Genomic DNA, 21104 nt, shown 5'->3' with positions numbered 1-21104 from the left:
CGCCGCCGATCGGCCCTATCTGCGCGCATGCAGATCAGACACGAACGCGGTGAAGACGCCGCCGCGATCAGCCGCATCACGACGGCGGCATTCGCGACAGCGCCGCACAGCAGCGGCACCGAAGCCCGCATCGTCGAGGCGCTGCGCCAGGCCGGCGCGCTGACCGTCTCCCTGGTGGCGACATCGGACGACGGCCGCATTGTCGGCCACGTCGCCTTCTCGTCGGTGCAGATCGATGGCGTCGCTGGGCGCTGGTACGGCCTCGGTCCAATCTCGGTCGCACCGGAGATGCAACGCCAGGGCATCGGCGGTGCCCTGCTCCGCGCGGGACTTGCCCGCCTCGCGGCACTGAACGCCGACGGCTGCGTCCTGCTCGGCGATCCCGCCTATTACAGCCGCTTCGGCTTCGTCAGCGATCCCGCGCTGACTTATGGCGGCAAGCCGAGCCCGTATTTTCAGCGGCTGGTGCTGAAGGGCGAGCCGCCGAAGGGGGATGTGAGGTACGACGCGGCGTTCGACGTGACATAAGCACGCGAGACATTCCCAAAGTCTAGGCAAAATCAGTCGATGCCAGAAACTCCTCCGCCTTCGCTCGCGTCGGAAACCGACCAAGCTCGCGATAGTCTGGACGATGCTCGGCTGAGTCCGGTGACCGAACAACGACGAATTCGTCACCTTCTTGTGCAACAAGCTCGGTCAGGTCTTCGCTCTTGAACGGAGACATGTGCCGTGCGCCGCAATGCGGGCAATCGTCGTCGCAAGTGCAAGACCACTCGTCAGTCCAGATTTTCTTGCAGCGCGCACATCGGTAGAGATTGAGAAACCAAGCCATAGCTGTCCTCACTATTTCAGTCGGTAATTGCCCCGCGACAGGAACTCGATGAATCTGCGATCACGCAAATACTGGAGCTGTTGACGAATCTTTGGCCGGACGTTCTGGTTGCCCGGATACAGATCGCCAAGATGGCGCTCGAAAGCATAGACTTCTTCGAGGGTGAAGTCGCGTTTGCCCAGCGACTCCACGCACTTCATGACGTCGAGAAGCCAGCCACGCGATTCCAGCGACTCGCTTCGAAGAAACAGTGTCTTCTGCCACTCCGCGCGGACCAACTCCTTGTCTCGAATGACACCGTTCTGGACAATGTGGATTTTCCCGGACTCCGGGACCTTCCCGAGCAGGATATTGGAGCCGATCCAGCCGGCGCGCCGGGCGGTCGCCGCCAGCGGCTTCCGCTCCTCGATGATATCCCGAACGAAGAAATGCTTCGGGACAATCAGCAGATTGACGACCGCAAGCGTCTTAAGGTCATAGTTCATCAGCAAAAGATTGGGATTATTGCTTGCACCAAGACGTTCGCATTTCGTCTTGTAAGCGCCGTCGGCAACCTTGGGGCCGAACTTTCCCTTCTGGCTCTTGAGCTCGAACTCTTCGCTGCACGATCCGCACAGGAAGTCCGCCACTGGACTGTTGTTGGGAAACTGCGACATCTTCGCACTGCCGCAATGGGGACAGTAGGCCCAGGCTTTCACCCAGGCTTCCGTCCAGGCACGAGCGCTTTGCGAGCCGCTAGTATAGGAGGTCTGCGATTCTTCGAAGCCGAGTTTCATGAGACCAGCGTAGCGAAACGGAATCAAAAATCTAGCGCTACGCATCTACTCCAGTTCAATCTCCTCAACGCGCACCGGCATCACGCCGAAATCGCTGAACCTCACCCAGCACGGCCGCACGCGGACATAGCCGATGTTCGGCCACGCCTCCCGCTGCGGGCCGTCGGGCCACGCCGCGAAATAGACCTGCTTGCATGCGGCGAGCTCCGCACCGGTCGGAAAGTCGGCGACACCCTCGAGCTGCGTGGTCTGCTCGGCGTCCCAGCCGATCACCAGTGCGGCGCGGGGATCGGCGCGGAGGTTCTGGTATTTGCGTGAGGTGGTCAGCGTATCGAAGATGATCTCGAGTTCATCGCTGACCGCGATGCCGACGACAGCCGCCTGCGGCGCGCCGTCGTGGACCGTGCTCACGACAGCGAGCCGATGCATCCGCAGGAAGCCGAGCAGCTCGGCACGCGTCATGATCTACCTTTTCTTCCACCCGCCCCGCTTGCCCGGAGCCCCGCCGCTGCTCCGCGGCGCTGGCCCAAACTCCGGGCCTGATTGTCGCGAGTCGTTCGGCTGGATGATGCGGCTCGTGGTGCCGAACGGTTTGGCCGGCAGTGCGCTGCTCGGGCGGAAGGGCAGCGATTCCGGGCCGTGCATCTCGTCGAGGTCGGGCTTGTGCACCCGTGAGCCGGACTTGCCGCCGCGGCTCGCCTTGAGCGAGGTCTGTGCGGTCTTGTTCTTCAGCGCGGCGACCGGCAGGTTGGCGGCATCGCCGTATTTCCTGGTGCCGGCATAGGCGCCGGCCTGCTTCTGCACGTTGCGCTGCTTGGCGGTCGGATCGTCGACCACGGCCATCTCGGTGGCGCGCAGCCGTTTGACCTCGTCGCGCAGCCGCGCGGCTTCCTCGAAGTTCAGATCGGCGGCGGCCTCGCGCATCCGCGTTTCGAGGTCGCCCAGCACGGCCTCGAAATTGTGCCCGATCGAGATCACGTCGTCGGCCATACCGCCGTCGCCGATCTCGACCAACACATGGTCGCGCTCGTAGACCGAGTTGAGGATGTCGCCGATCGACTTCTTCACGCTCTCCGGCGTGATGCCATGTTCAGTATTGTACTCGACCTGCTTCTCGCGGCGGCGGTTGGTCTCGGCGATGGCGCGCTCCATCGAGCCGGTCATCTGATCGGCATAGAGGATCACCTTGCCGTCGACATTGCGCGCGGCGCGGCCGATGGTCTGGATCAAGGACGTTTCGCTGCGCAGAAAACCTTCCTTGTCGGCATCGAGAATCGCGACCAGCGCGCATTCGGGGATGTCGAGGCCCTCGCGCAACAGGTTGATGCCGACCAGCGCGTCGAACGCACCGAGGCGCAGATCGCGGATGATCTCGATGCGCTCGATGGTGTCGATGTCGGAGTGCATGTAGCGGACGCGGATGCCCTGCTCATGCAGATATTCGGTGAGGTCCTCCGCCATGCGCTTGGTCAGCACCGTGATCAGCGAGCGGTAGCCGGCCTGCGCGGTGGCGCGGACCTCGCCGACGAGGTCGTCGACCTGGGTGCGGGCGGGGCGAATATTGACAGGAGGATCGATCAGCCCGGTCGGGCGGATCACCTGCTCGACGAACACGCCGCCGCTCTCGTTGATCTCCCAGCCGCTCGGCGTCGCCGACACCGCGACGGTCTGCGGCCGCATCATGTCCCATTCCTCGAAGCGGAGCGGGCGGTTGTCCATGCAGGAGGGCAGGCGGAAGCCGTATTCGGCGAGCGTCGCCTTGCGGCGGAAGTCGCCGCGGAACATGCCGCCGATCTGCGGCACGGTGACGTGGCTTTCGTCGGCGAACACCAGCGCGTTGTCGGGCACGTATTCGAACAGCGTCGGCGGCGGTTCGCCGGGGCGGCGGCCGGTGAGATAGCGCGAATAGTTCTCGATGCCGGCGCAGCTTCCGGTCGCCTCCATCATCTCGAGATCGAAGGTGGTGCGCTGCTCCAGCCGCTGCGCCTCCAGCAGGCGGCCCTGGTCGTTGAGCTGGTCGAGCCGCATCTTCAATTCTGATTTGATCGACTTGATCGCCTGCACCAGCGTCGGGCGCGGCGTCACATAGTGCGAATTGGCGTACATCTTGATGAATTCGAGCTCGTCCTGCTTGTGGCCGGTGAGCGGATCGAACTCCTCGATGGTCTCGATGGTGTCGCCGAACAGGTTCACCCGCCAGGCGCGGTCCTCGTAGTGCGCCGGGAAGATGTCGATGACGTCGCCGCGGACCCGGAAGGTGCCGCGGGTGAAGTCGGCCTGGGTGCGCTTGTATTGCAGCGCGACCAGGTCGGCGATCAGCTGCCGCTGGTCGATGCGCTCGCCCTTCTTCAGCGCGAAGGTCATCGCGGTGTAGGTCTCGACCGAGCCGATACCGTAGATGCAGGACACCGAAGCAACGATGATGACGTCGTCGCGCTCGAGCAGCGCACGCGTCGCCGAATGGCGCATGCGGTCGATCTGCTCGTTGATCGAGGAATCCTTCTCGATATAGGTGTCGGTGCGCGGAACGTAGGCTTCCGGCTGGTAGTAGTCGTAATAGCTGACGAAATACTCGACCGCGTTGTCGGGGAAGAAGCTTTTGAACTCGCCATAGAGCTGCGCGGCCAGCGTCTTGTTCGGCGCCAGGATCAGCGCCGGGCGCTGGGTCGCCTCGATCACCTTGGCCATGGTGTAGGTCTTGCCCGAGCCGGTGACGCCGAGCAGCACCTGGGTGCGGTCGTTGCGCCCAATGCCCTCGACCAGCTCCGCGATCGCGGTCGGCTGGTCGCCCTTGGGCTCGTAGGACGACTTGATCTCGAACCGCACGCCGCCTTCGGATTTCTCCGGGCGCGGCGGCCGGTGCGGGGTCCACACCCGCATCGAGCCGTCATCCCTGCGGAATTCCGGGCGGCCGTCGCGGATCAGGTTCTCCAGCGCGTCGGCGGTCGCCTTGACGCCGAGCGCCTCCATCTTGCTGCGCGGCGGACGGGCGAGCGCCTCGTCGTCGTCCTCGGCGGTCGGCAGGCCGAGCTGTCGCGCCAGTTCCGGATCGAGCGTCGGGATGGTGGCCGAGGTGCCGTAATTGGCCTGCGGAGCTTCCTCGAGGCCGGAAGCGTCGCGCCTGGCAACGTCCTCGCTGGTCTCGCGCGTCGACGCCCGCGCGCGATGCGCGGCGGCTTCGCCGCCGGCGCGGCGGTCCCAGGAATTGTCCGGCGGCGGCTGCAGGCCGGTGCCCGAACCCATGCCGGCATCGCCGCGATTGATCGCGGGATTGAGCAGCTCAGCCAGCGCCGGTCCGATCGGTTGGACTTCGGGCCGATGAGCTTTGGATTTGGGGGATTTGCCGGGCTTTTTCGGAGTGTTCGGTGTCTTCGCCATGCCCGGAATATGGGACGAGTCCGGCAGCGAGAAAAGGGCAATCGACGGCTGGATTGGCGCACAGGCGAGGCTGCTGACAGCAGGGTGTCAGCAGGCCGCTGCTGGATGACGTGACGGGGGAGTTCCCATCCATGTCATTGCGAGCGTTAGCGAAGCAATCCATCGCGCCACAAGCGGGAATATGGATTGCTTCGTCGTTATCGCTCCTCGCAATGACGACAGTTTCTCAGGCCCGCGGCAGGTCGACGATGTCGAGATGGATCCCGCCGCAGCCGTCGCAGCGCATGGTCCAGTATTCGGCGGCGCGGCCGGGAATGACGCGCAGCAGCGAGAGCCGGGCGGCGCATTCCGGGCAGCTGGTTCTGACCTGCGCCGGCCAGACCGGATCCGGCTCGCATTGCGGGGCGATCGCGACCACGACGTTGCCGGTCACGCCGACCGTATTGTCATGCCATACCGCTGTGGGAACCGGTCGATAGTCCGCTTCGCGTCGTCGATCGCCGCATCCGGATCGGACCACGCAAAGCCGATGTCGAGCATCGGAAACGGCATGCCATCGATGACGACCGGCCTTTGATCGACCCGTTGAATCCTGGCGTGCCATTGCCCCTTCCCCACCTCGAACGATTTGATCTCAAAACCGCTGTAAATCATCGCGACCTCAGGATGCCCCTTCTCATAGGAAGCATGGGCGCGCGGCGCCCAATGTGAACCAGATCACAAGTCGCGCGGTTTATTTCCGACGGGGCAAAGGAGTTCCATCATTTTGTTTTGACGCGGTTTCTTCAGGCGAACCGCACCAACGCGCTAGCTGCGGGCCGCGATGCGATCGGCGAGCACGGCCGCGTCGTCGCCGACGCCCGACAGGAACGAGGATTTCATCTTCGACAGCCATTGCAGGCCGAGAAAATACAGTCCCGGGACGTCGGAGACGCCATGGCGGTGTCGCGGTGCTCCATGGGCGTCCAGCACCGGTATGTCGATCCAGTTCAGATCGAGGCCGTAGCCGGTGGCCCAGATCACGCTGCTGATCCGTTCGGTGCGCAGGTCGACGGTATCAAGCGGTGCGGTGAGGCACGGCGGATCGGGCAAGCGGACGCGCGCCAAGGGATCGTCGGGATGATCGAGGCCGCGTGTCGCGATGAAGTCGTCGACGATCCCGAGGAATGTCGCGTAGTAGGCGTCGCCATCGGCGATGTTGGCGGCGAGATCGGGCGCGATCTCGAGGACGCCGTCGCGCGCCGCCGTCACGCGGCCGAGCAGCGTCACGCCGTCAGCGGCGAAGCGGCGGAAATCGATGGTGTGGCCGCCATGGGCGCCCGTAATTACCGGCAGCAGGCGTGACGGGCCGCGCTGCTCGACCGGCGTCTCGTCGACGCCCATCTCGGCCAGCCACCAGAACAGGTCGCGGCCGCGATAGCGGCGCGGCAGGCGGTTGTGACGCCCGACCGAGAGGAAGACGCGGCGGCCGGCGCGGATCAGTTCGTCGGTGATCTGCGCGCCCGAGGCGCCGGCACCGATCACCAGCACCGCGCCATCAGGCAATTGCGCGGGATTTTTGTAATCGCTGGCGTGAACCTGAAACACGCCGGGGTGCTCGCGCAACAGTTCGGGCCGCAGCGGCCGCTGATAGGGGCCGGTGGCGATGACGACGTTGCGGGCCGCGATGCTGCCGCCGGCGATCTCGGCGAGGAAGCCGTCGGCGTCGCGGCGCAGTTTTGTCACTTCGACGCCGCAGCGGATCGGGGGCGCGACGAAGGCGGCGTAGTCCTCGATGAAGGCGATGATGGAGGCGGTGTCCGAGAAGCCGTCGGGATCGCTGTGCGGAAACGCAAACTCCGGCAGCCGCACCGACCAGTTCGGAAACTGGAACATCAGGCCGTCCCAGCGTTCGCTGCGCCAGCGCTCGGCGATTCGCCGCCGCTCCAGCACCAGATGGGCGATGCCGCGCTGCTTCAGCCGGTGGCTCATGGTGAGCCCGGCCTGGCCGCCGCCGATCACCAGCGTGTCGATGGTCTCGTCAGGCATTGCGCGCTCCCTTGCGGCGGGCGGCCGGTTCCGCGGCGGCGCGGATGATCCAGCGCCGGAACGCGGCGAAATCGCGCTGCTCGGCGTGGAAGCCGCGATAGACGAGGTACCAGCGCATGCCCTTCGGCACGCTGAGCGCAAACGGCGCCACCAGCCGGCCGGCGGCGAGATCGTCATCGATATAGGGCCGGATCCCCATCGCGATCCCGAGCCCGTCGCTAGCTGCCTGAAGCGCCTGGCCGTAGAACTGGAATTCTGGCCCGCGCGCCGTCAGGCGCGGCACGCCCGCAGCCTTCAGCCAGGACGGCCAGTCGTCGGGCGAATGCGCGACGCGGATCAGGCTCGGTCCCTTGAGGTCGGCGGGACGCTTCAGGGCGTTGGCGAGCCGCGCGGTGCACACCGGCATCAGGTCGGCGGCGAACAGCGGCTCGGCGACGAGGCCCGGCCACTGGCCGTCGCCGAGCTGGATGCCGCAGCTCCAGTCGTCGGCGAACGGCACCGCCATGCCGCCGGTCGTGATCCGCACCTCGATGTCGGGCTCCGCTTTGCGGAACTCGGCGAGGTGCGGGATCATCCATTTCAGCGCAAACGTCGGGCCGACGCCGACGGTCAGCACCCGTGCGCTTGCGGATGCCGTGACCTGCGCGGTGAGGCTCGCCAGCGCGTCGAAGATTGGCGTCAGCCCGCCCTGATAGGCGCGGCCGGCCTGTGTGGTGACCAGGCGGTTGGCCTTGCGCTCGAACAGCGCGACGCCGAGCCGCTCTTCCAGCAGATGCACCATCCGGCTGATCGCCGCGGCTGAGACGTTGAGCTCGCTGCCTGCGGCCGCGAAGCTGCCGGTCCGCGCCGCGGCCTCGAATGCCTTGATGCCGTTGAGAAAGAGCAGCCGCCGCATGAACCCTCAGGAAAACTGATGCAAGGGCAAGATAACTCAGTTTGCCGGCGGAGGCCAAGCAGCGCAGAAATATCACCATCCGTCATGGCCGGGCTTGGCCCGGCAATCCACGTCTTTCTTGATGCCGAACCAAGACGTGGATGCTCGGGACAAGCCCGGGCATGACGATGCCGAGGGAGAATATCCGATGACCGAGACCACCGACGCCCTGGTGCTCGATCTCGTGGAATGGGTCGCGCGCGAGCCGCGGCCCTATGCCGAGGTGCTCGAGGTCTGGCGCACCTCATGCCCGCGGCTGACGATCTGGGAAGACGCCGTCGACCGCGGCTATGTCGCGCGCCGTCCCTCGGTCGAGGGCATGCGGGTGATGGTGACGGAAACCGGCGAGGTGTTTTTGCGCGCGCATGGGCGGATGCATTGAAGCTGTCGCCGAGCCCGTCATTGCCGCTCGACTAGCGCGCCGGCTCGGCGAGCCGTGGCCGGATGATCTCGACCATCCGGTCGGCCGACGTGCCCGGCGGGAAGAAGCCGAGATAATTGCCGTCGCGGTCCATCAGATAGATGTAGGCGGTGTGGTCGACGGTGTAGTCGCCGGCGTCCTTCAGCGGCACCCTTGCGTAGTAGACCTTGTAGGCATCGGCGACCTTGCGGATCGCATCAAAGCTGCCGGTCAGCCCGATCAGGCGCGGGTGAAACAGCGGCACGTACTCGGCGAGATGCGCAGCGGTGTCGCGCTCGGGATCGACCGTGATGAAGATCGGTTGCACCTGATCGCCGTCAGGGCCGAGCTTGTCGAGCGCGAGCGCGATCGCCTGCAGATCGGTCGGACAGACGTCGGGGCAATAGGTGAAGCCGAAATAGACCAGCATCAGCCTGCCGCGGAACTCCTTGTCGGTGCGCGCATGGCCGGCCTGATCGGTCAGCGCGAACGGGCCGCCGACCGGCTCCCTGTTCCACATCAGGATGTCCATGATCTCGGCGGCCGAGCGCGTCGATTGCCCCAGTGCATCGCCGGCCAGTGCCGACGCCAGCGTCAGCCACAGGCCCGCGCCAGCGCATGCAATCATGCGCAGGAGCGGCGCGATCATATGCCGAAGGAGAGGCGGCTGCCGGTCGTCGTGACCAGCACCTTGTCGCCCATTTGCGCGGTCGCCTCCTGGACGAAGTTGAGCCCGGAGCAATGCATCGGGATCACCACGTCGGGGTCGAGCTTCTTGATCTCGGCGACCACCTCGGTGAGGTAGTCCTTCGGCGCCGGTCCGAGATGGAAGCCGCCGACGATCGCATGCACCTTCTGGATGCCGGAGACCTCCTGCGCCTGCTTGACAGAATTGACGATGCCGACATGGCCGCAGGACGAGATCACGACCAGGCCGAAATCCTTCACGTTGAAGCAGGTCGCGTGCTCGTGGATGTGCTCGTCGGGCACGATCTTGCCCTCCATCTCGGCCGGCAGATAGTGGCTGGCGTTGCAGCCGAGCCCGTCCTTCATGCCGAACTCGACCCAGGTCTGCGGCAGCACGCGCTCGATGCTGCGGCGGGTGATCTTGCCGGTCGTGAAGGCGTGGCCGGCGATCACGGTCGGGGTCTCGCACAGCACCGTGGTGACGCGCTGGGCGGCGAGCTGGCGGCGATCCAGCGTGCCGAAATCGGCGAACTGGCCCTTGGTCGGCGTCGCGCTGACACGGTGGCAGAAATTGTCCTCGCCGCCGGCATAGAGCTTCACGTCGGCCGGCAGCTTGTCGCGGAATTTGTCGAGGAAGCCGTTGAGGCCGCCGAAATGATCGTAGTGCCCATGGCTCACGATCAGCGCATCGAGCTTGGCGGGATCGACGCCGACGAGCTCCATGTTGTTGAGCAGCACTTCGGGCGTGTAGCCGTAGTCGAGCATCAGGCTGCGCCGGCTGCCTGCGGCCTCCGATTCCAGCCACAGCGACAGACCCCATTCATTGTGCAGCGATTTGCGGAAGTCGGCGCCGCGCGCCGCCGGCGCGATCGAGACGCCGTTAGCCTGTTTCGGCTTGAAGAAGATGTCGAAGCTCGAATCGACCAGCACGCGGATCGACAGCTTGTCGACGGTCGGCACCTCGATCGGCGCGGCGCTCGCGATCTCGACGCAGGAGAATGCGCCCGCGGCCGCGGCGCCGGCGATGGCCGCCGAGCCTTTCAGGAAATCACGTCGTGCCAAATCCCGTGTCATTATTATCCCCCAAGTTTTGAAAATTCTTCAATGCGAACCATGCGGAGCCTAGGTGCTATCGGGGCGCAGCTCAATCGGGCGCTTGCGTCGTTTGCAGATCACATTCGCGCGCGGCGCAATGCGCCGCCATTGACTTGGGTGCGGTTATGCGCCCAACTCCATGCATTCGCATCTTTCTCGCCGATGCGTCAGCAATCCCTGGAAATGCAGGATCTCGCCCATGATCGATCTCCACTACTGGTCCACGCCGAACGGCCACAAGATCACGATGTTCCTCGAAGAGACCGGACTGGAATACAAGGTTTTCCCGGTGAATATCGGCAAGGGCGATCAGTTCAGGCCGGATTTCCTGCAGGTCGCGCCTAACAACCGCATTCCGGCGATCGTCGATCACGCGCCGAAGGGCGGTGGCAAGCCGATCTCTCTGTTCGAGTCCGGTGCGATCCTGCTCTATCTCGCCGAGAAGACCGGAAAATTTCTGCCTGCGGATCTCTACCGCCGTTATGACGCGATCCAGTGGACGTTCTGGCAGATGGGCGGGCTCGGGCCGATGGCCGGGCAGAACCACCACTTCCGCAACTACGCCGTCGAGAAGCTGCCTTACGCGATCGATCGCTATGTCAACGAGACCAACCGGCTCTACGGCGTGCTCAACAAGCGGCTCGCCGACCGCGAATTCATCGCCGGCGACTATTCGATCGCCGACATGGCGAGCTATCCCTGGGTCGTGCCCTACAAGAACCAGGGCCAGGAGATCGACGACTTCCCGCATCTGAAGCGCTGGCTGGAGACGATCGGCAAGCGCCCGGCGACCGAGCGCGCCTATGCCAAGGCGAAGGAGGTCAATCCGAATTTCGGCCAGCCCGCGATCCGCACCGAGGAAGAGCGCAAGCTGCTGTTCGGACAGACCGCGGCGGTGGTGCGGTAGGGCGAGCTCCTCCGTCATTGCGAGGAGCGAAGCGACGAAGCAATCCATCTTTCCGCGCATGCGGGTCGATGGATCGCTTCGCTTCGCTCGCAATGACGAATGTAGCGCTAGCGGGTTTTCACGCCCCGACATACTTCGCCGGTCGCCGCTCCTTCCACGCCGCGAGCCCCTCGGCGAGATCGTGGCTCGGCACCAGCGCGCCGAACTGCTCGCTCTCGACCAGCAGGCCCTCGGCGATCGGCATGTTGAGCCCGCGCGTCACCGCGGTGATCGTGCCGGCGACGGCGTCGGGCGAATGCCTGGTGATGCGGCCGGCGAGTTCGCGCGCGGCGGTGAGCAACTGATCATGCGGCACGATCCGGTTGATCAGCCCGATCTCGCGCGCGCGCTCGGGCGGGAACGGATCGCCTGATAGCAGCAGCTCAAGGGCGCGCTTGCGTCCGGCCAGCCGGGGCAGCCGCTGCGTGCCGCCGAAGGTCGGAGGCATGCCGAGCTTGATCTCGGGTTTTGCAAACAGCGCACGGTCGCTGGCAACAGCGAGATGCACCGCCTCGGTGATCTCGCAGCCGCCGCCGAAGGCGAGCCCGTTGACCGCGGCGATGACGGGCTTCTTGAACGCCTCCAGCCGCGCGGTCATGGCCTGGCCGCGGCGGACGAAGTCGCGCACTGCGACCGCGGCGCCCTGTTTGACGCTCTCGGAAAACTCCTTGATGTCGGCGCCCGCCGAAAACGCGCGCTCGCCGGCGCCGGTCAGGATCACGGCGCGCACTTCGGCGTCGCCCTCGATGCGGTCGAGCGCCGCCATCAGCTGATCGATCAGCTGGTAATTGAGCGCGTTGAGTTGCGCGGGACGGTTCAGGGTGATCAGGGCGATCCCGTCGTCCATGGCGAGCAGGATGGGGTCGGGCATGGCGCAGTCTCCGGCATGGGGGTTCGTGGGCCGAACCTAGAGGCTGGCGGAATTTGTGTATATTCACTGGTGAGTATACATACGACGGATGCCCCGACCCTCCGAGCCCACCCGCGAGCGCATCGTCCAGGCGGCGAATTCGCTGTTCTACAGTGAAGGGATCCGCCGCGTCAGCGTCGACGAGGTCGCCGCCAAGGCCGGCCTCACCAAGCGCACGCTGTATTATCACTTCAAGAGCAAGGACGACCTCGTCGCCGCCTATCTCGCCGCGCGCGACCAGCCCAACCTTGCATTGTTTCGCAAATGGTTTGCGGAGGCCGAGGGCAGGCTGCCGGTGAAGGTCGAGGCGATCTTCAAGAACCTCGCGCGTTCGGCACGGCATCCGAAATGGAAGGGCTGCGGTTTCCTGCGCACCTCGGCCGAGCTTGCCAACATGCCCGGGCATCCCGCGATCCGGATCGGCGCCGCGCACAAGAAGAAGTTCGAGGACTGGCTGCGCGCGACCTTCGCGGAGCATGGCATCGCCGATCCGCTCAAGCTGGCGCGGCAGATAATGCTGCTGCTCGACGGATCATTCGCCGTGGTGCTGCTGCATCGCGACGCCAGCTACATGGAGACCGCCGGCGAGGCCGCGCGCACGCTGATCGAGACGGCGATGGGGAAGCCGAGGCGAAAACGGGGCTAGGGCCGCATCCGCTTCGCTCTCAGAAAGGCGACATCGAATCCGGTCTGAGTGCACGTCGGCATTGGAATGCTCGGATCGCTTCTATTAATGCGCCGACGCCCAGAGAGCGCATTGCACGTTTTCATAGGCCAGGACACGCAGGTCAATTTCGTTGCCGGCGTGTTGGAGCGTCTTCACTCGGAAGTGAGCGGCTCCTATCCAGGACTTCATCCTACTGAAGGGAGTACCCCGCAATAGCGGGCCCGACCGGACGCTTTTGTCAAGAGCCGCCGCAAAGGTAGTTCGGAAAAACTGATAAAATTGATAGAGCTCGTGTCGGTGTGTCGTTGCGAGGTAGCACATGAAAACGATTTTCAGTGTGATCATGGTCGCGGCCGCTCTCGTGAACAATTCGGCCAACGCGCAATATACCGATGGCATCGTCAAGATCGGCGTATTGACAGATATGTCGAGCATTTATTCGGACATCGGCGGGCCTGGCGCGGTCGCGGCCGCAAAGCTCGCGGTCGAAGATTTTGGTGCGGCTGGCAAGGGGATGAAAGTAGAAATCGTCGGCGCCGACATGCAGAACAAGCCTGACGTTGGCGCCAGCATCGCCAACAGGTGGTTCGATGTCGACAAGGTCGATGTGATCGTTGACGGCATGAATTCCGGCGTTTCCCTGGCAGTAAGTGAGATCGCCCGCCAAAAGAACAAGCTGTTCCTGGTTACGGGCGCGGCGACGTCGGACCTCACCGGTCCAAAGTGCAACGCCAATACAATTCATTGGGTCTACGATACCTGGGCGCTCGCCAACAGTACCGGCAAGGCGATGGTAAAGACGGGTGGCGATACTTGGTTCTTCGTCACCGCCGACTATGCGTTCGGCTACGCTCTTGAACGTGACGCAGGGGCGGTTGTGGGAGCCAATGGCGGGAAAGTGCTGGGCAAGGTCCGGGTGCCGATTAACACCAGTGATTTTTCATCATTTCTGCTCCAGGCACAATCCTCCAAGGCTAAAGTGATCGGCCTCGCTAACGCTGGCGGCGACGCCACAAATGCCATCAAGCAGGCGGCCGAGTTTGGAGTTGTCAAAGGCGGACAGAATATCGCAGGTCTCCTGTTGTGGGTGAGCGACATTGCCGCGCTTGGTCTGCCGATAACGCAGGGCGTCGTTTTAACCGAGGCCTGGTATTGGGACATGAACGACAACAACCGTAACTGGACGAAACGCTGGCAGGTTGAGCGCCCGGGCAAGGTCCCCACGTCGGCCCAGGCGGGGGTCTATTCGGCCGTGACCCACTATCTCAAGACGGTCGAGGCGCTAAAATCTGACGCCGATGGCCGCGCCGTCGCCGCCAAAATGAAGGAGATTCCGACCGACGACCGCCTGTACGGCAAAGGAATCATTCGGGCCGACGGACGCAAAATCCACGATATGTATCTGTTTCAGGTAAAATCGCCCGCCGAATCGAGATACTTCGGCGACTTCTACAAACTGCGCGCCACCATCCCGGCAGCGGAAGCCTTTCGTCCATTGAAAGATGGCGGGTGTCCACTAGTGAACGGCTGATCACCGGACTCTCTGCGTGTTGAGGGCGAGCAGCACTCGACAAAAAGACCGATTCTGTCGTGGGTCAAAAGCTGTCAATGACGGCCGAGCCGACTGGCATCCGCTTCACCCCCAGAAGCGGACTTTTATGAGTACAGGCTCTGGCCGATCGGCCTCCGTCATTGCGAGGAGCTCGCGACAAAATTGCAAAACAATTTGCGCTGAAGCGGCGAAGCAATCCATCTACCCGCATGTGCGGGACGATGGATTGCTTCGCTTCGCTCGCAACGACGGTTAAAGCGCGCCGCGCGCCCGCAGCAGCGCCAGCACCGCGTTGAGGTCCGGCAGCACGGCTGCGCATTTCGCGCGCGTCGCGTCGGTCGGCGGCGCCATGTCGGGCACCATCAGCGTGATGGCGCCGGCGGCGTGGGCGGCGGTGACGCCGTGGTTGGAGTCTTCCACCGCGATGCAGGCCGCCGGCGTCACGTCGAGGCGCGCGGCCGCCTTCAGATAGAGCTCCGGGTCCGGCTTGCCGTGGGTCACGTCGTCAAGCGTCAGCAGCGTGTCGAAGCGGTCGCGGATGCCGGCGAGCGTGAGATGACGCTCGGCCGTGCGGCGGGATGACGAGGTCACGATCGCGGTCCGGCGGTCGGCGGCGGCAAGGCCGTCGAGCAGCGCGAGCGTGCCGGGCCTGAGCGGCAGGCCGGCGTCAAACATGCGATCGCGGGTGACGATGAAGGCGCGATTGACCTCGTCGAGCGGAAACGTCGCGCCGTAATGATCGCGCAGCATCGCTTCGCAGACCGGGCCGGGAAGCCCGACCATGGAATGGCACAGCGCGCCGACGCCGTCGGTATAGCCGCACGTATTCAGCGCCGCGACCAGGCTGTCGAAATAGACTTTCTCGGTGTCGAGCAGCGTGCCGTCCATGTCGAGCAGGACGGCGTCGACGGTCCAGGGTGCGGTCACTTGGCGCCCGCCGCGGCTTGCTGTTCCGCCAGCTTCCGCAAGCATGCGGGGCAGAGGCAGTCGCTGCTGTCGGTCGGCATCGGCAGGCGAAAGCTTTCGTCGGAACACCAGCACGGTCCCGTGAGCGAGCAGGAGAATTCGCTGCCGCATGCCGTGCAGGCAAGCCGGCGCGGCGATGCTGGTTCGGAACGATCGTGTGACGAGAGGTCCATTCTAACCACGATTTAATGCGCGAATTAATCTCGGGTTCATCCCGGGCCGCGCTATGATGCTGGGCAAGAGATATAGCCGGGATAGGCCGTTAAGGGAATTCTGATGGCCCGTGATTCACAAGCCGCGCTGGTTGCTCTCAACCGGTTTGGATTTGGCGCCCGTGGCGGGGCGGCCGGCGACTTCATCAACGCGGCCTCCGATCCGCGCGGATTCGTGCTGGCGGATCTGATGCGTCCGAACGGCGCGCTGCTCGAAGTGCCGGGCCTGCTCTCGACGCCGGAGCTCGGCAAGCAGGTGTTCGACTATCAGTTCGAGATCCAGCAGGCGCGCAATGCCGCGAAGGCCGCGCAGCAAGGCGCGAGCGAGACGCCGCCGCAGGGATCCGACGCGAAGCCGCAACCGCGGCGCAATCTGTCGCTGTCGACTGCCGCGAAGGAGATCGCCGGCAAGGATCCGGCGATGCAGCCGCAGGCCGCCGACAGCGCCAATGCGACGATGACGCCGTCCGCGACGATGCAGCCTCCGACGATGCAGACGGTGGCCGGTCCGCCCAAGCCGCCGGCGCAGCCGCTCAACATCATCCAGAAGACGTTCCGCGCCGAGGCGCTGGCGCGGCTGCAACGCGGCGTGGTCGCCGATTGCGGCTTCGTCGAGCGGCTCGTGGTGTTCTGGTCCAACCACTTCTGCATCTCGGCCAACAAGGGCGCGCTGGCGCGGATGTGGGCCGGCTCGTTCGAACGCGAGGCGATCCGCCCGCACGTGCTCGGCCGCTTCGGTGACATGCTGAAGACCGTCGAGCAGCATCCGGCGATGCTGTTCTTCCTCGACAACCAGCAATCGCTCGGCCCCGAGTCGCGCGCCGGCATCAACCGCAACCGCGGCCTCAACGAGAATCTGGCGCGCGAGATCATGGAGCTGCATACGCTCGGCGTCGGCGGCGGCTACACCCAGGACGACGTCACGTCGCTGGCGCGTGTGATCACCGGCTGGACCTTTGCCGGCCGCCGCGGCCAGCTCGGTGCGCCCGGCAGCTTCGTGTTCAACGCCAATGCGCATCAGCCCGGGCCGCAGCAGGTGCTGGGCAAGACCTATGCCCAGGCCGGCCTCGCGCAGGGCGAGGCCGTGCTGTCCGACATCGCGCGGCATCCCTCGACCGCGAAATTCATCGCGACCAAGTTCGCCCGCCATTTCGTTGCCGACGATCCGCCGCCGGCACTGGTGGCGAAGCTGCAGGACACCTTCACCAGAACGGACGGCGATCTCAGGGCGCTGGCCACCGCGCTCGTCCAGTCGAATGAAGCTTGGCAGGCGCCGCTGACGAAAATGCGCTCGCCTTATGAATTCCTGCTCGCCTCCGGCCGACTGCTGGCGCGCAATCCGGAGGATCCGGGCCGCTATCTCAACGGTCTCAACGTGCTCGGCCAGCCGCTGTGGTCGCCGGCCGGGCCGAACGGCTTTCCGGATACCGCTGCGGCCTGGGCGGCGCCTGAGGGCATCAAGCTCAGGCTCGACATCTCGGCGCAGCTTGGCTCCCAGCTCGCCGACCGGTTCGACCCGCGCGACCTGCTCGAGCTGATTGCGGCGGATGCCGCTTCGGCGGAAACGCGGCGCACCATCGAGCGCGCGGAATCGCGGCAGCAGGCGCTGGCGCTGCTGCTGATGTCGCCGGAATTCCAGAGGAGATGATCATGGATTGCTCCGAGAGCCTGATGCTGCAGACGACGTCGCGGCGCGCGCTGCTGCTCGGCGGCGCCTCCTTTGCCGCCTGGGCTTATTTGCCGAAATTCGCGCGCGCCGCCGATGGCCGCGATCCGCGCTTCGTCACCATCATCCTGCGCGGCGCGCTCGATGGTCTTGCCACCGTAGCCCCGATCGGCGACCCGGATTATGCCGGCCTGCACGGCGCGATCGCGCTGAAAGCCGATGGACCGAACGCGGCGGTGATGCTCGATCCCTTCTTCGGCCTGCATCCGGCGATGCCGGAATTCGCGCGGATGTATCGCGCCAAGCAGGCCGCGGTGGTTCATGCGGTTGCGACGTCCTATCGCGACCGCTCGCATTTCGACGGCCAGGATGTGCTGGAGAGCGGCTTCCCCGGTCCCGGGCGGGTGCAGTCCGGCTGGCTCAACCGCGCGCTCGAAGCATTGCCAAAGGGCGAGCGGGTGACGAGCGCGCTCGCGGTCGGGCCAACCACGCCGCTGGTGTTGCGCGGCGCAGCGCCAACCGTCGGCTGGGCGCCGACCGCGCTGCCGCAGGCCGCCGACGACACCGCGATGCGGCTGCTCGATCTCTACCAGCACCGTGATCCGACGCTGGCGAGCGCGCTGACGCAAGGCTTGCAGCTCGAGAAGCAGGCGCAAGGCAACGAGATGAAACCGCCGCCCGGCGGTGGCGGCGTGGCGGCAATGCGGCTGGTGGCGCGCGGCGCCGCCAAGCTGATGGCGGCGGATGACGGTCCACGGATCGGCGCGCTCGCTTTCGACGGCTGGGATACCCATGCCAATGAAGGCGGCCCGGTTGGCCGGCTCGCGCAACTGCTCGGCGGTCTCGACGGCGCGCTGGCGGAATTTCAGAGCGGCCTCGGCGCGCGCTGGCGCGACACCGTGATCGTGGTCGCCACCGAGTTCGGCCGCACCGCCCGCATCAACGGCACCGAGGGCACCGACCACGGCACCGGCACCATCGCGCTGCTCGCCGGTGGCGCGGTGAACGGCGGCCGCATGATCACCGACTGGCCGGGGCTGAAGCCGGCCAATCTCTACCAGGCCCGCGACCTCGCCCCGACCGCCGACCTGCGCGCCGTGATCAAGGGCGTGCTGCACGACCAGTTCGGCCTCGGCGAGCGCGTGCTGGCCGATGCCGTGTTCCCGGACAGCGCCCCGGTGAAGCCGATGAAGGGATTGGTGGCATAGCACTCGCCACAACCACGGCGTCGTCCCGGCCAAGCGAAGCGCGAGCCGGGACCCATAACCACGGCTGTTGAACGTTGCGCGATGCTGGGGCCACAGCGCGCCTCAACAACCCAATCCTGTGGTTATGGGTCCCTGCTTTCGCAGGGACGACAGCGAGGGCTACTTCGTAATCCGGTCGATCTCCGCCATCTCCTCCGCACTCAGCTTCCAGCTGATCGCTTTCACGTTCTGCTCGACCTGTTCGACGCGCGTCGCGCCGGCGATGACGCTTGCGACTTGCGGGCGGGCGGCGAGCCAGGAGAAGGCGAGTTCGAGCATGGTGTGGCCACGCGCCTGCGCGAAGGCCTGCAGCTGCTCGACGATGTCCTCGTTGCGCGGCGTGACGTAGCGATCTTTCAAGGCCGGCGCCTTGGCGAAGCGGGTGTCAGCGGGCGCCGCAGTGCCGCGCTGATATTTGCCGGTCAACAGCCCGCTGGCGAGCGGGAAGAACGGCAGCAGGCCGAGATTGTATGCTTGAGCCGCCGGCAACAGGTCCTTCTCGATGCCGCGCACCACGAGGCTGTATTCGTCCTGGCAGGACACGAAGCGGTTCACGTTCAGCTCGCGCGCGACGTATTCCGCCTCCGCGATCCGCCATGCCGGGAAGTTCGAGTTGCCGATGTAGCGCACCTTGCCCTGGCGCACGAGATCGTCGAGCGCGCGCAGCGTCTCATCGATCGGGGTCAGCGGATCGTAATCGTGCTGCTGGTAGAGATCGATGTAGTCGGTCTTCAGGCGGGTGAGGCTCGCTTCGACCGCGGACATGATGTAGCGCCGCGAGGCGCCCTGCTTGGTGCCGTCGGTCGCCATCGGCTTGGAGAATTTGGTGGCGAGCACGATGTCCTTGCGGCGATCGCCCAGCACGGTGCCGAGCACGGTCTCCGAGCCGCCCATGCCCGCATAGATGTCGGCGGTGTCGAACAGCGTGATGCCGAGATCGATCGCCTTGTGGATCACCTTGCGTGAGGTCTCCAGATCGGTGCGCTGGCCGAAATTGTTGCAGCCGATGCCGACCGCGGACACGCGCAGGCCGGAGCCGCCGAGATTACGAATTTCCATGAGACAATCCTGTGGGATAGGCGAGGGATGCCGCGCATTGTGACAAGCACGCCGACGGGCGGCAAGGTGCCGCCCTACCGCCGATCACGCATGGCACCTATCACGGACGGCAGTGTCACAAAAAAAGCGGTCCCGGTCAGACGCGGCGACTGACGGGGACCGCTCGGGGCGAAGATCTGAGACGGGGGGCCTGATCTTACGCACGCGGAAGCCTAGCCGGGCTTTGTAACGCGCCGGTGACATCTCCATTCCATCCACAGGCCGCGCAGGCGCGCTCAGATGATCTTGCGATAGATGACGAAGCCGGGCTTGTCCGCGACCTTGTCATAAAGCTGCATCGCGGTGTGATTGGTCTCGTGCGTCTGCCAGTAGACGCGCGGCGAACCGACGAGTTTCGCCTGCGCGTAGACGCCGTTGATCAAGGCGCGGCCGACGCCCTTGCCGCGCGCGGCCTGGCTGGTGAAGAGATCCTGCAGATAGCAGGTGGGCGCGATCGCCGTGGTCGAGCGGTGAAACAGATAGTGCGTCAGACCGAGCAACGTGCCGCCGGCGTCGGCGACCAGCGCATGCATCGGCTCGTAGGCATCGAAGAAGCGCTGCCACGTCATCGCGGTGATCTCGGGCGCGAGCGCGGTCGGTCCGGACCGTTCATAGAAGGCGTTGTAGCCGTCCCACAGAGGAAGCCACTGGGCGTAATCGTCGCGCGTGACGAAGCGGATGGTGACGTCGTCGGACATGAACGAACCCTGGATGATCCCGCGTTGCACGATGTCTGCGCATCGCTCGCGAAGGTTCTACCGTCGCTATCTCGCGGGATCAATTGCCGACGTGGTCGCGCCTCATTCGGCGGCGCGCAGCAGCCGCGCCAGATGGCGTTCGCGCCCGGCGCGCTGCGCGCGATATTCGTCGGCCTTGGCCGGATCGTCGGTGTGCCGCACGAGGTCGGTCACCGGCGTGTAGCTCAGCATGCGGCCGCCGTCGGGCAGCGCCGTGCAGCTGAAGCGCAGCACCTGGCCGTCGGCGAGATTGAGGTTGATCGGCGTGGAATCGCCCGAGCGCATCATCGCGATGCGCTCGGCGATGAACGCGCTCAGCTCGTCTTCCGGCAATTCGTAGGCGCCGGTATCGCGGCCATGATACATCAGCGCGACGAACGGCGGCTTGCTGTCGGCCTGCGCATCGGAGAGCGCGAAATATTCGCGGAAGGCGCGGTTGATGAATTCGGCGCGGGTGTCGGCATCGAGCAGCACGATGCCGATGTCGACCTGGTCGAGCGCGGCGGCGAGCCGCGCCGAGGTGGCGTGATGCTGCTGGTCCGCGGCGAAGGCGTCGATCCATTTCTGCCGCAGCATTCCGGTGATCAGGGCGGTGCCGGCCGCGGTCGCGGCCAGCATCAGCATCCGCGCGACGTCGGCGGCGTCGTAGCCGGGCAGCGCGCGATGATCGAGAAAGAACAGCGCCGAGGCGGCCACCGCGATCGCGGCGGAGACGAGCCCCGAGGCGATGCCGCTGATCGAGCTGGCGAGCGCCACGATGCAGACGAACAGCGGCGCGGGATTGGGGACGTGGACAAGGAGGCGATCGATCAGGAAGGCGGCGAGCGCCGTGATCGCCGTCAGGGCCGGACCTGAAATTGCACGCCAATCAAACCGCATGCGCGTTCTCGCCATCTGTCAAACGAACGATAAGGCGGTAGTTTGACGACAGCTCCGCAACGGCGCCGGGATTTTCGTCCCGACCGTTAAGCCG

Annotated in this window: 23 protein-coding genes; 7 read left to right on the top strand and 16 right to left on the bottom strand. The window is 65.3% G+C overall.

Annotated features, from left to right (window positions below; translation table 11 throughout):
* The first annotated feature begins 27 nt into the window (after positions 1-27).
* Positions 28-528, top strand: a complete 501-nt coding sequence (locus AAFG13_RS20930) for an N-acetyltransferase (RefSeq protein WP_342713201.1) — start codon at positions 28-30, stop codon at positions 526-528.
* A gap of 22 nt (positions 529-550) precedes the next feature.
* On the opposite strand, the gene AAFG13_RS20925 is transcribed toward AAFG13_RS20930, so the two are convergent.
* The 8 genes from AAFG13_RS20925 to AAFG13_RS20890 form a co-directional block, all read right to left on the bottom strand.
* A complete protein-coding gene (locus AAFG13_RS20925; protein ID WP_212316253.1) occupies positions 551-832 on the bottom strand; it encodes a hypothetical protein in 282 nt (93 codons plus the stop codon).
* A gap of 11 nt (positions 833-843) precedes the next feature.
* Positions 844-1608, bottom strand: coding sequence for a DpnI domain-containing protein (locus AAFG13_RS20920; RefSeq protein WP_212316251.1), 765 nt, complete (start codon positions 1606-1608; stop codon positions 844-846).
* Between the two features lie 45 nt (positions 1609-1653).
* Positions 1654-2070 carry a pyridoxamine 5'-phosphate oxidase family protein gene (locus AAFG13_RS20915; protein WP_212316249.1) on the bottom strand — a complete coding sequence of 139 codons (417 nt, stop codon included), beginning with the start codon at positions 2068-2070 and terminating at the stop codon, positions 1654-1656.
* A gap of 3 nt (positions 2071-2073) precedes the next feature.
* Positions 2074-4986: an excinuclease ABC subunit UvrB gene (uvrB, locus tag AAFG13_RS20910; RefSeq protein WP_212316247.1), complete on the bottom strand. Its 2913-nt coding sequence runs from the start codon at positions 4984-4986 to the stop codon at positions 2074-2076.
* Positions 4987-5212: 226 nt separating this feature from the next.
* The gene (locus AAFG13_RS20905; RefSeq protein ID WP_342713369.1) at positions 5213-5404 is read right to left on the bottom strand and encodes a hypothetical protein; all 192 of its coding nucleotides are present in this window, start codon (positions 5402-5404) and stop codon (positions 5213-5215) included.
* An 11-nt stretch (positions 5405-5415) separates the two neighbouring features.
* Positions 5416-5640: a hypothetical protein gene (locus AAFG13_RS20900; RefSeq protein WP_212316244.1), complete on the bottom strand. Its 225-nt coding sequence runs from the start codon at positions 5638-5640 to the stop codon at positions 5416-5418.
* A gap of 153 nt (positions 5641-5793) precedes the next feature.
* Positions 5794-7014 (bottom strand): NAD(P)-binding domain-containing protein, encoded by a 1221-nt coding sequence (locus AAFG13_RS20895; protein ID WP_342713200.1) that lies wholly within the window; start codon positions 7012-7014, stop codon positions 5794-5796.
* The gene (locus tag AAFG13_RS20890) at positions 7007-7909 is read right to left on the bottom strand and encodes a LysR substrate-binding domain-containing protein (RefSeq protein ID WP_298378568.1); all 903 of its coding nucleotides are present in this window, start codon (positions 7907-7909) and stop codon (positions 7007-7009) included. The genes AAFG13_RS20895 and AAFG13_RS20890 overlap by 8 nt, the downstream gene beginning before the upstream one ends.
* Before the next feature lie 187 nt (positions 7910-8096).
* Between AAFG13_RS20890 and AAFG13_RS20885 the strand changes: the two genes are divergently transcribed.
* On the top strand, positions 8097-8330 hold the full coding sequence (locus AAFG13_RS20885) for a hypothetical protein (RefSeq protein ID WP_212316238.1): 234 nt from the start codon (positions 8097-8099) through the stop codon (positions 8328-8330).
* A 31-nt stretch (positions 8331-8361) separates the two neighbouring features.
* Here AAFG13_RS20885 and AAFG13_RS20880 read toward each other — a convergent pair whose 3' ends face one another.
* Positions 8362-8976 carry an SCO family protein gene (locus AAFG13_RS20880; protein ID WP_249132199.1) on the bottom strand — a complete coding sequence of 205 codons (615 nt, stop codon included), beginning with the start codon at positions 8974-8976 and terminating at the stop codon, positions 8362-8364.
* Between the two features lie 17 nt (positions 8977-8993).
* Complete coding sequence (locus AAFG13_RS20875; RefSeq protein WP_212316234.1) at positions 8994-10109, bottom strand: MBL fold metallo-hydrolase; 1116 nt, start codon at positions 10107-10109, stop codon at positions 8994-8996.
* A gap of 220 nt (positions 10110-10329) precedes the next feature.
* On the opposite strand from AAFG13_RS20875, the gene AAFG13_RS20870 reads away from it, so the two are divergent.
* Positions 10330-11037 carry a glutathione S-transferase N-terminal domain-containing protein gene (locus tag AAFG13_RS20870; protein ID WP_342713199.1) on the top strand — a complete coding sequence of 236 codons (708 nt, stop codon included), beginning with the start codon at positions 10330-10332 and terminating at the stop codon, positions 11035-11037.
* A 118-nt stretch (positions 11038-11155) separates the two neighbouring features.
* Here AAFG13_RS20870 and AAFG13_RS20865 read toward each other — a convergent pair whose 3' ends face one another.
* Positions 11156-11947, bottom strand: coding sequence for a crotonase/enoyl-CoA hydratase family protein (locus AAFG13_RS20865; protein WP_342713198.1), 792 nt, complete (start codon positions 11945-11947; stop codon positions 11156-11158).
* Between the two features lie 88 nt (positions 11948-12035).
* Between AAFG13_RS20865 and AAFG13_RS20860 the strand changes: the two genes are divergently transcribed.
* Together AAFG13_RS20860 and AAFG13_RS20855 are read left to right on the top strand one after the other, a co-directional pair.
* A complete protein-coding gene (locus AAFG13_RS20860; RefSeq protein ID WP_342713197.1) occupies positions 12036-12632 on the top strand; it encodes a TetR/AcrR family transcriptional regulator in 597 nt (198 codons plus the stop codon).
* A gap of 340 nt (positions 12633-12972) precedes the next feature.
* Positions 12973-14184: an ABC transporter substrate-binding protein gene (locus AAFG13_RS20855; RefSeq protein WP_342713196.1), complete on the top strand. Its 1212-nt coding sequence runs from the start codon at positions 12973-12975 to the stop codon at positions 14182-14184.
* A gap of 273 nt (positions 14185-14457) precedes the next feature.
* On the opposite strand, the gene AAFG13_RS20850 is transcribed toward AAFG13_RS20855, so the two are convergent.
* Complete coding sequence (locus AAFG13_RS20850; RefSeq protein ID WP_342713195.1) at positions 14458-15132, bottom strand: HAD family phosphatase; 675 nt, start codon at positions 15130-15132, stop codon at positions 14458-14460.
* Positions 15129-15344, bottom strand: coding sequence for a cysteine-rich CWC family protein (locus AAFG13_RS20845; RefSeq protein WP_249132202.1), 216 nt, complete (start codon positions 15342-15344; stop codon positions 15129-15131). Before AAFG13_RS20845 ends, AAFG13_RS20850 begins: the two co-directional genes overlap by 4 nt.
* A gap of 103 nt (positions 15345-15447) precedes the next feature.
* Between AAFG13_RS20845 and AAFG13_RS20840 the strand changes: the two genes are divergently transcribed.
* A complete protein-coding gene (locus tag AAFG13_RS20840) occupies positions 15448-17031 on the top strand; it encodes a DUF1800 family protein (RefSeq protein ID WP_342713194.1) in 1584 nt (527 codons plus the stop codon).
* The gene (locus AAFG13_RS20835) at positions 17028-18257 is read left to right on the top strand and encodes a DUF1501 domain-containing protein (protein ID WP_342713193.1); all 1230 of its coding nucleotides are present in this window, start codon (positions 17028-17030) and stop codon (positions 18255-18257) included. The genes AAFG13_RS20840 and AAFG13_RS20835 overlap by 4 nt, the downstream gene beginning before the upstream one ends.
* A gap of 159 nt (positions 18258-18416) precedes the next feature.
* On the opposite strand, the gene AAFG13_RS20830 is transcribed toward AAFG13_RS20835, so the two are convergent.
* The 3 genes from AAFG13_RS20830 to AAFG13_RS20820 form a co-directional block, all read right to left on the bottom strand.
* Positions 18417-19355 (bottom strand): aldo/keto reductase, encoded by a 939-nt coding sequence (locus tag AAFG13_RS20830; RefSeq protein ID WP_212316219.1) that lies wholly within the window; start codon positions 19353-19355, stop codon positions 18417-18419.
* A gap of 275 nt (positions 19356-19630) precedes the next feature.
* Positions 19631-20092, bottom strand: a complete 462-nt coding sequence (locus AAFG13_RS20825) for a GNAT family N-acetyltransferase (protein WP_342713192.1) — start codon at positions 20090-20092, stop codon at positions 19631-19633.
* A 102-nt stretch (positions 20093-20194) separates the two neighbouring features.
* Positions 20195-21010, bottom strand: a complete 816-nt coding sequence (locus AAFG13_RS20820) for a PAS-domain containing protein (protein WP_342713191.1) — start codon at positions 21008-21010, stop codon at positions 20195-20197.
* Positions 21011-21104: the final 94 nt, after the last annotated feature.

This window comes from Bradyrhizobium sp. B124, assembly GCF_038967635.1.
Classification (GTDB): domain Bacteria; phylum Pseudomonadota; class Alphaproteobacteria; order Rhizobiales; family Xanthobacteraceae; genus Bradyrhizobium.
Note: the sequence above shows the minus strand (reverse complement) of the source record. Positions and strands in the feature narration are given on the sequence as shown.

Coding starts and splice junctions, on each gene's coding strand:
- AAFG13_RS20930 (WP_342713201.1), top strand. CDS start 28: ATGCAGATCAGACACGAACGCGGTGAAGACGCCGCCGCGATCAGCCGC.
- AAFG13_RS20925 (WP_212316253.1), bottom strand. CDS start 832: ATGGCTTGGTTTCTCAATCTCTACCGATGTGCGCGCTGCAAGAAAATC.
- AAFG13_RS20920 (WP_212316251.1), bottom strand. CDS start 1,608: ATGAAACTCGGCTTCGAAGAATCGCAGACCTCCTATACTAGCGGCTCG.
- AAFG13_RS20915 (WP_212316249.1), bottom strand. CDS start 2,070: ATGACGCGTGCCGAGCTGCTCGGCTTCCTGCGGATGCATCGGCTCGCT.
- uvrB (WP_212316247.1), bottom strand. CDS start 4,986: ATGGCGAAGACACCGAACACTCCGAAAAAGCCCGGCAAATCCCCCAAA.
- AAFG13_RS20900 (WP_212316244.1), bottom strand. CDS start 5,640: ATGATTTACAGCGGTTTTGAGATCAAATCGTTCGAGGTGGGGAAGGGG.
- AAFG13_RS20895 (WP_342713200.1), bottom strand. CDS start 7,014: ATGCCTGACGAGACCATCGACACGCTGGTGATCGGCGGCGGCCAGGCC.
- AAFG13_RS20890 (WP_298378568.1), bottom strand. CDS start 7,909: ATGCGGCGGCTGCTCTTTCTCAACGGCATCAAGGCATTCGAGGCCGCG.
- AAFG13_RS20885 (WP_212316238.1), top strand. CDS start 8,097: ATGACCGAGACCACCGACGCCCTGGTGCTCGATCTCGTGGAATGGGTC.
- AAFG13_RS20880 (WP_249132199.1), bottom strand. CDS start 8,976: ATGATTGCATGCGCTGGCGCGGGCCTGTGGCTGACGCTGGCGTCGGCA.
- AAFG13_RS20875 (WP_212316234.1), bottom strand. CDS start 10,109: ATGACACGGGATTTGGCACGACGTGATTTCCTGAAAGGCTCGGCGGCC.
- AAFG13_RS20870 (WP_342713199.1), top strand. CDS start 10,330: ATGATCGATCTCCACTACTGGTCCACGCCGAACGGCCACAAGATCACG.
- AAFG13_RS20865 (WP_342713198.1), bottom strand. CDS start 11,947: ATGCCCGACCCCATCCTGCTCGCCATGGACGACGGGATCGCCCTGATC.
- AAFG13_RS20860 (WP_342713197.1), top strand. CDS start 12,036: ATGCCCCGACCCTCCGAGCCCACCCGCGAGCGCATCGTCCAGGCGGCG.
- AAFG13_RS20855 (WP_342713196.1), top strand. CDS start 12,973: ATGAAAACGATTTTCAGTGTGATCATGGTCGCGGCCGCTCTCGTGAAC.
- AAFG13_RS20845 (WP_249132202.1), bottom strand. CDS start 15,344: ATGGACCTCTCGTCACACGATCGTTCCGAACCAGCATCGCCGCGCCGG.
- AAFG13_RS20840 (WP_342713194.1), top strand. CDS start 15,448: ATGGCCCGTGATTCACAAGCCGCGCTGGTTGCTCTCAACCGGTTTGGA.
- AAFG13_RS20835 (WP_342713193.1), top strand. CDS start 17,028: ATGATCATGGATTGCTCCGAGAGCCTGATGCTGCAGACGACGTCGCGG.
- AAFG13_RS20830 (WP_212316219.1), bottom strand. CDS start 19,355: ATGGAAATTCGTAATCTCGGCGGCTCCGGCCTGCGCGTGTCCGCGGTC.
- AAFG13_RS20825 (WP_342713192.1), bottom strand. CDS start 20,092: ATGTCCGACGACGTCACCATCCGCTTCGTCACGCGCGACGATTACGCC.
- AAFG13_RS20820 (WP_342713191.1), bottom strand. CDS start 21,010: ATGCGGTTTGATTGGCGTGCAATTTCAGGTCCGGCCCTGACGGCGATC.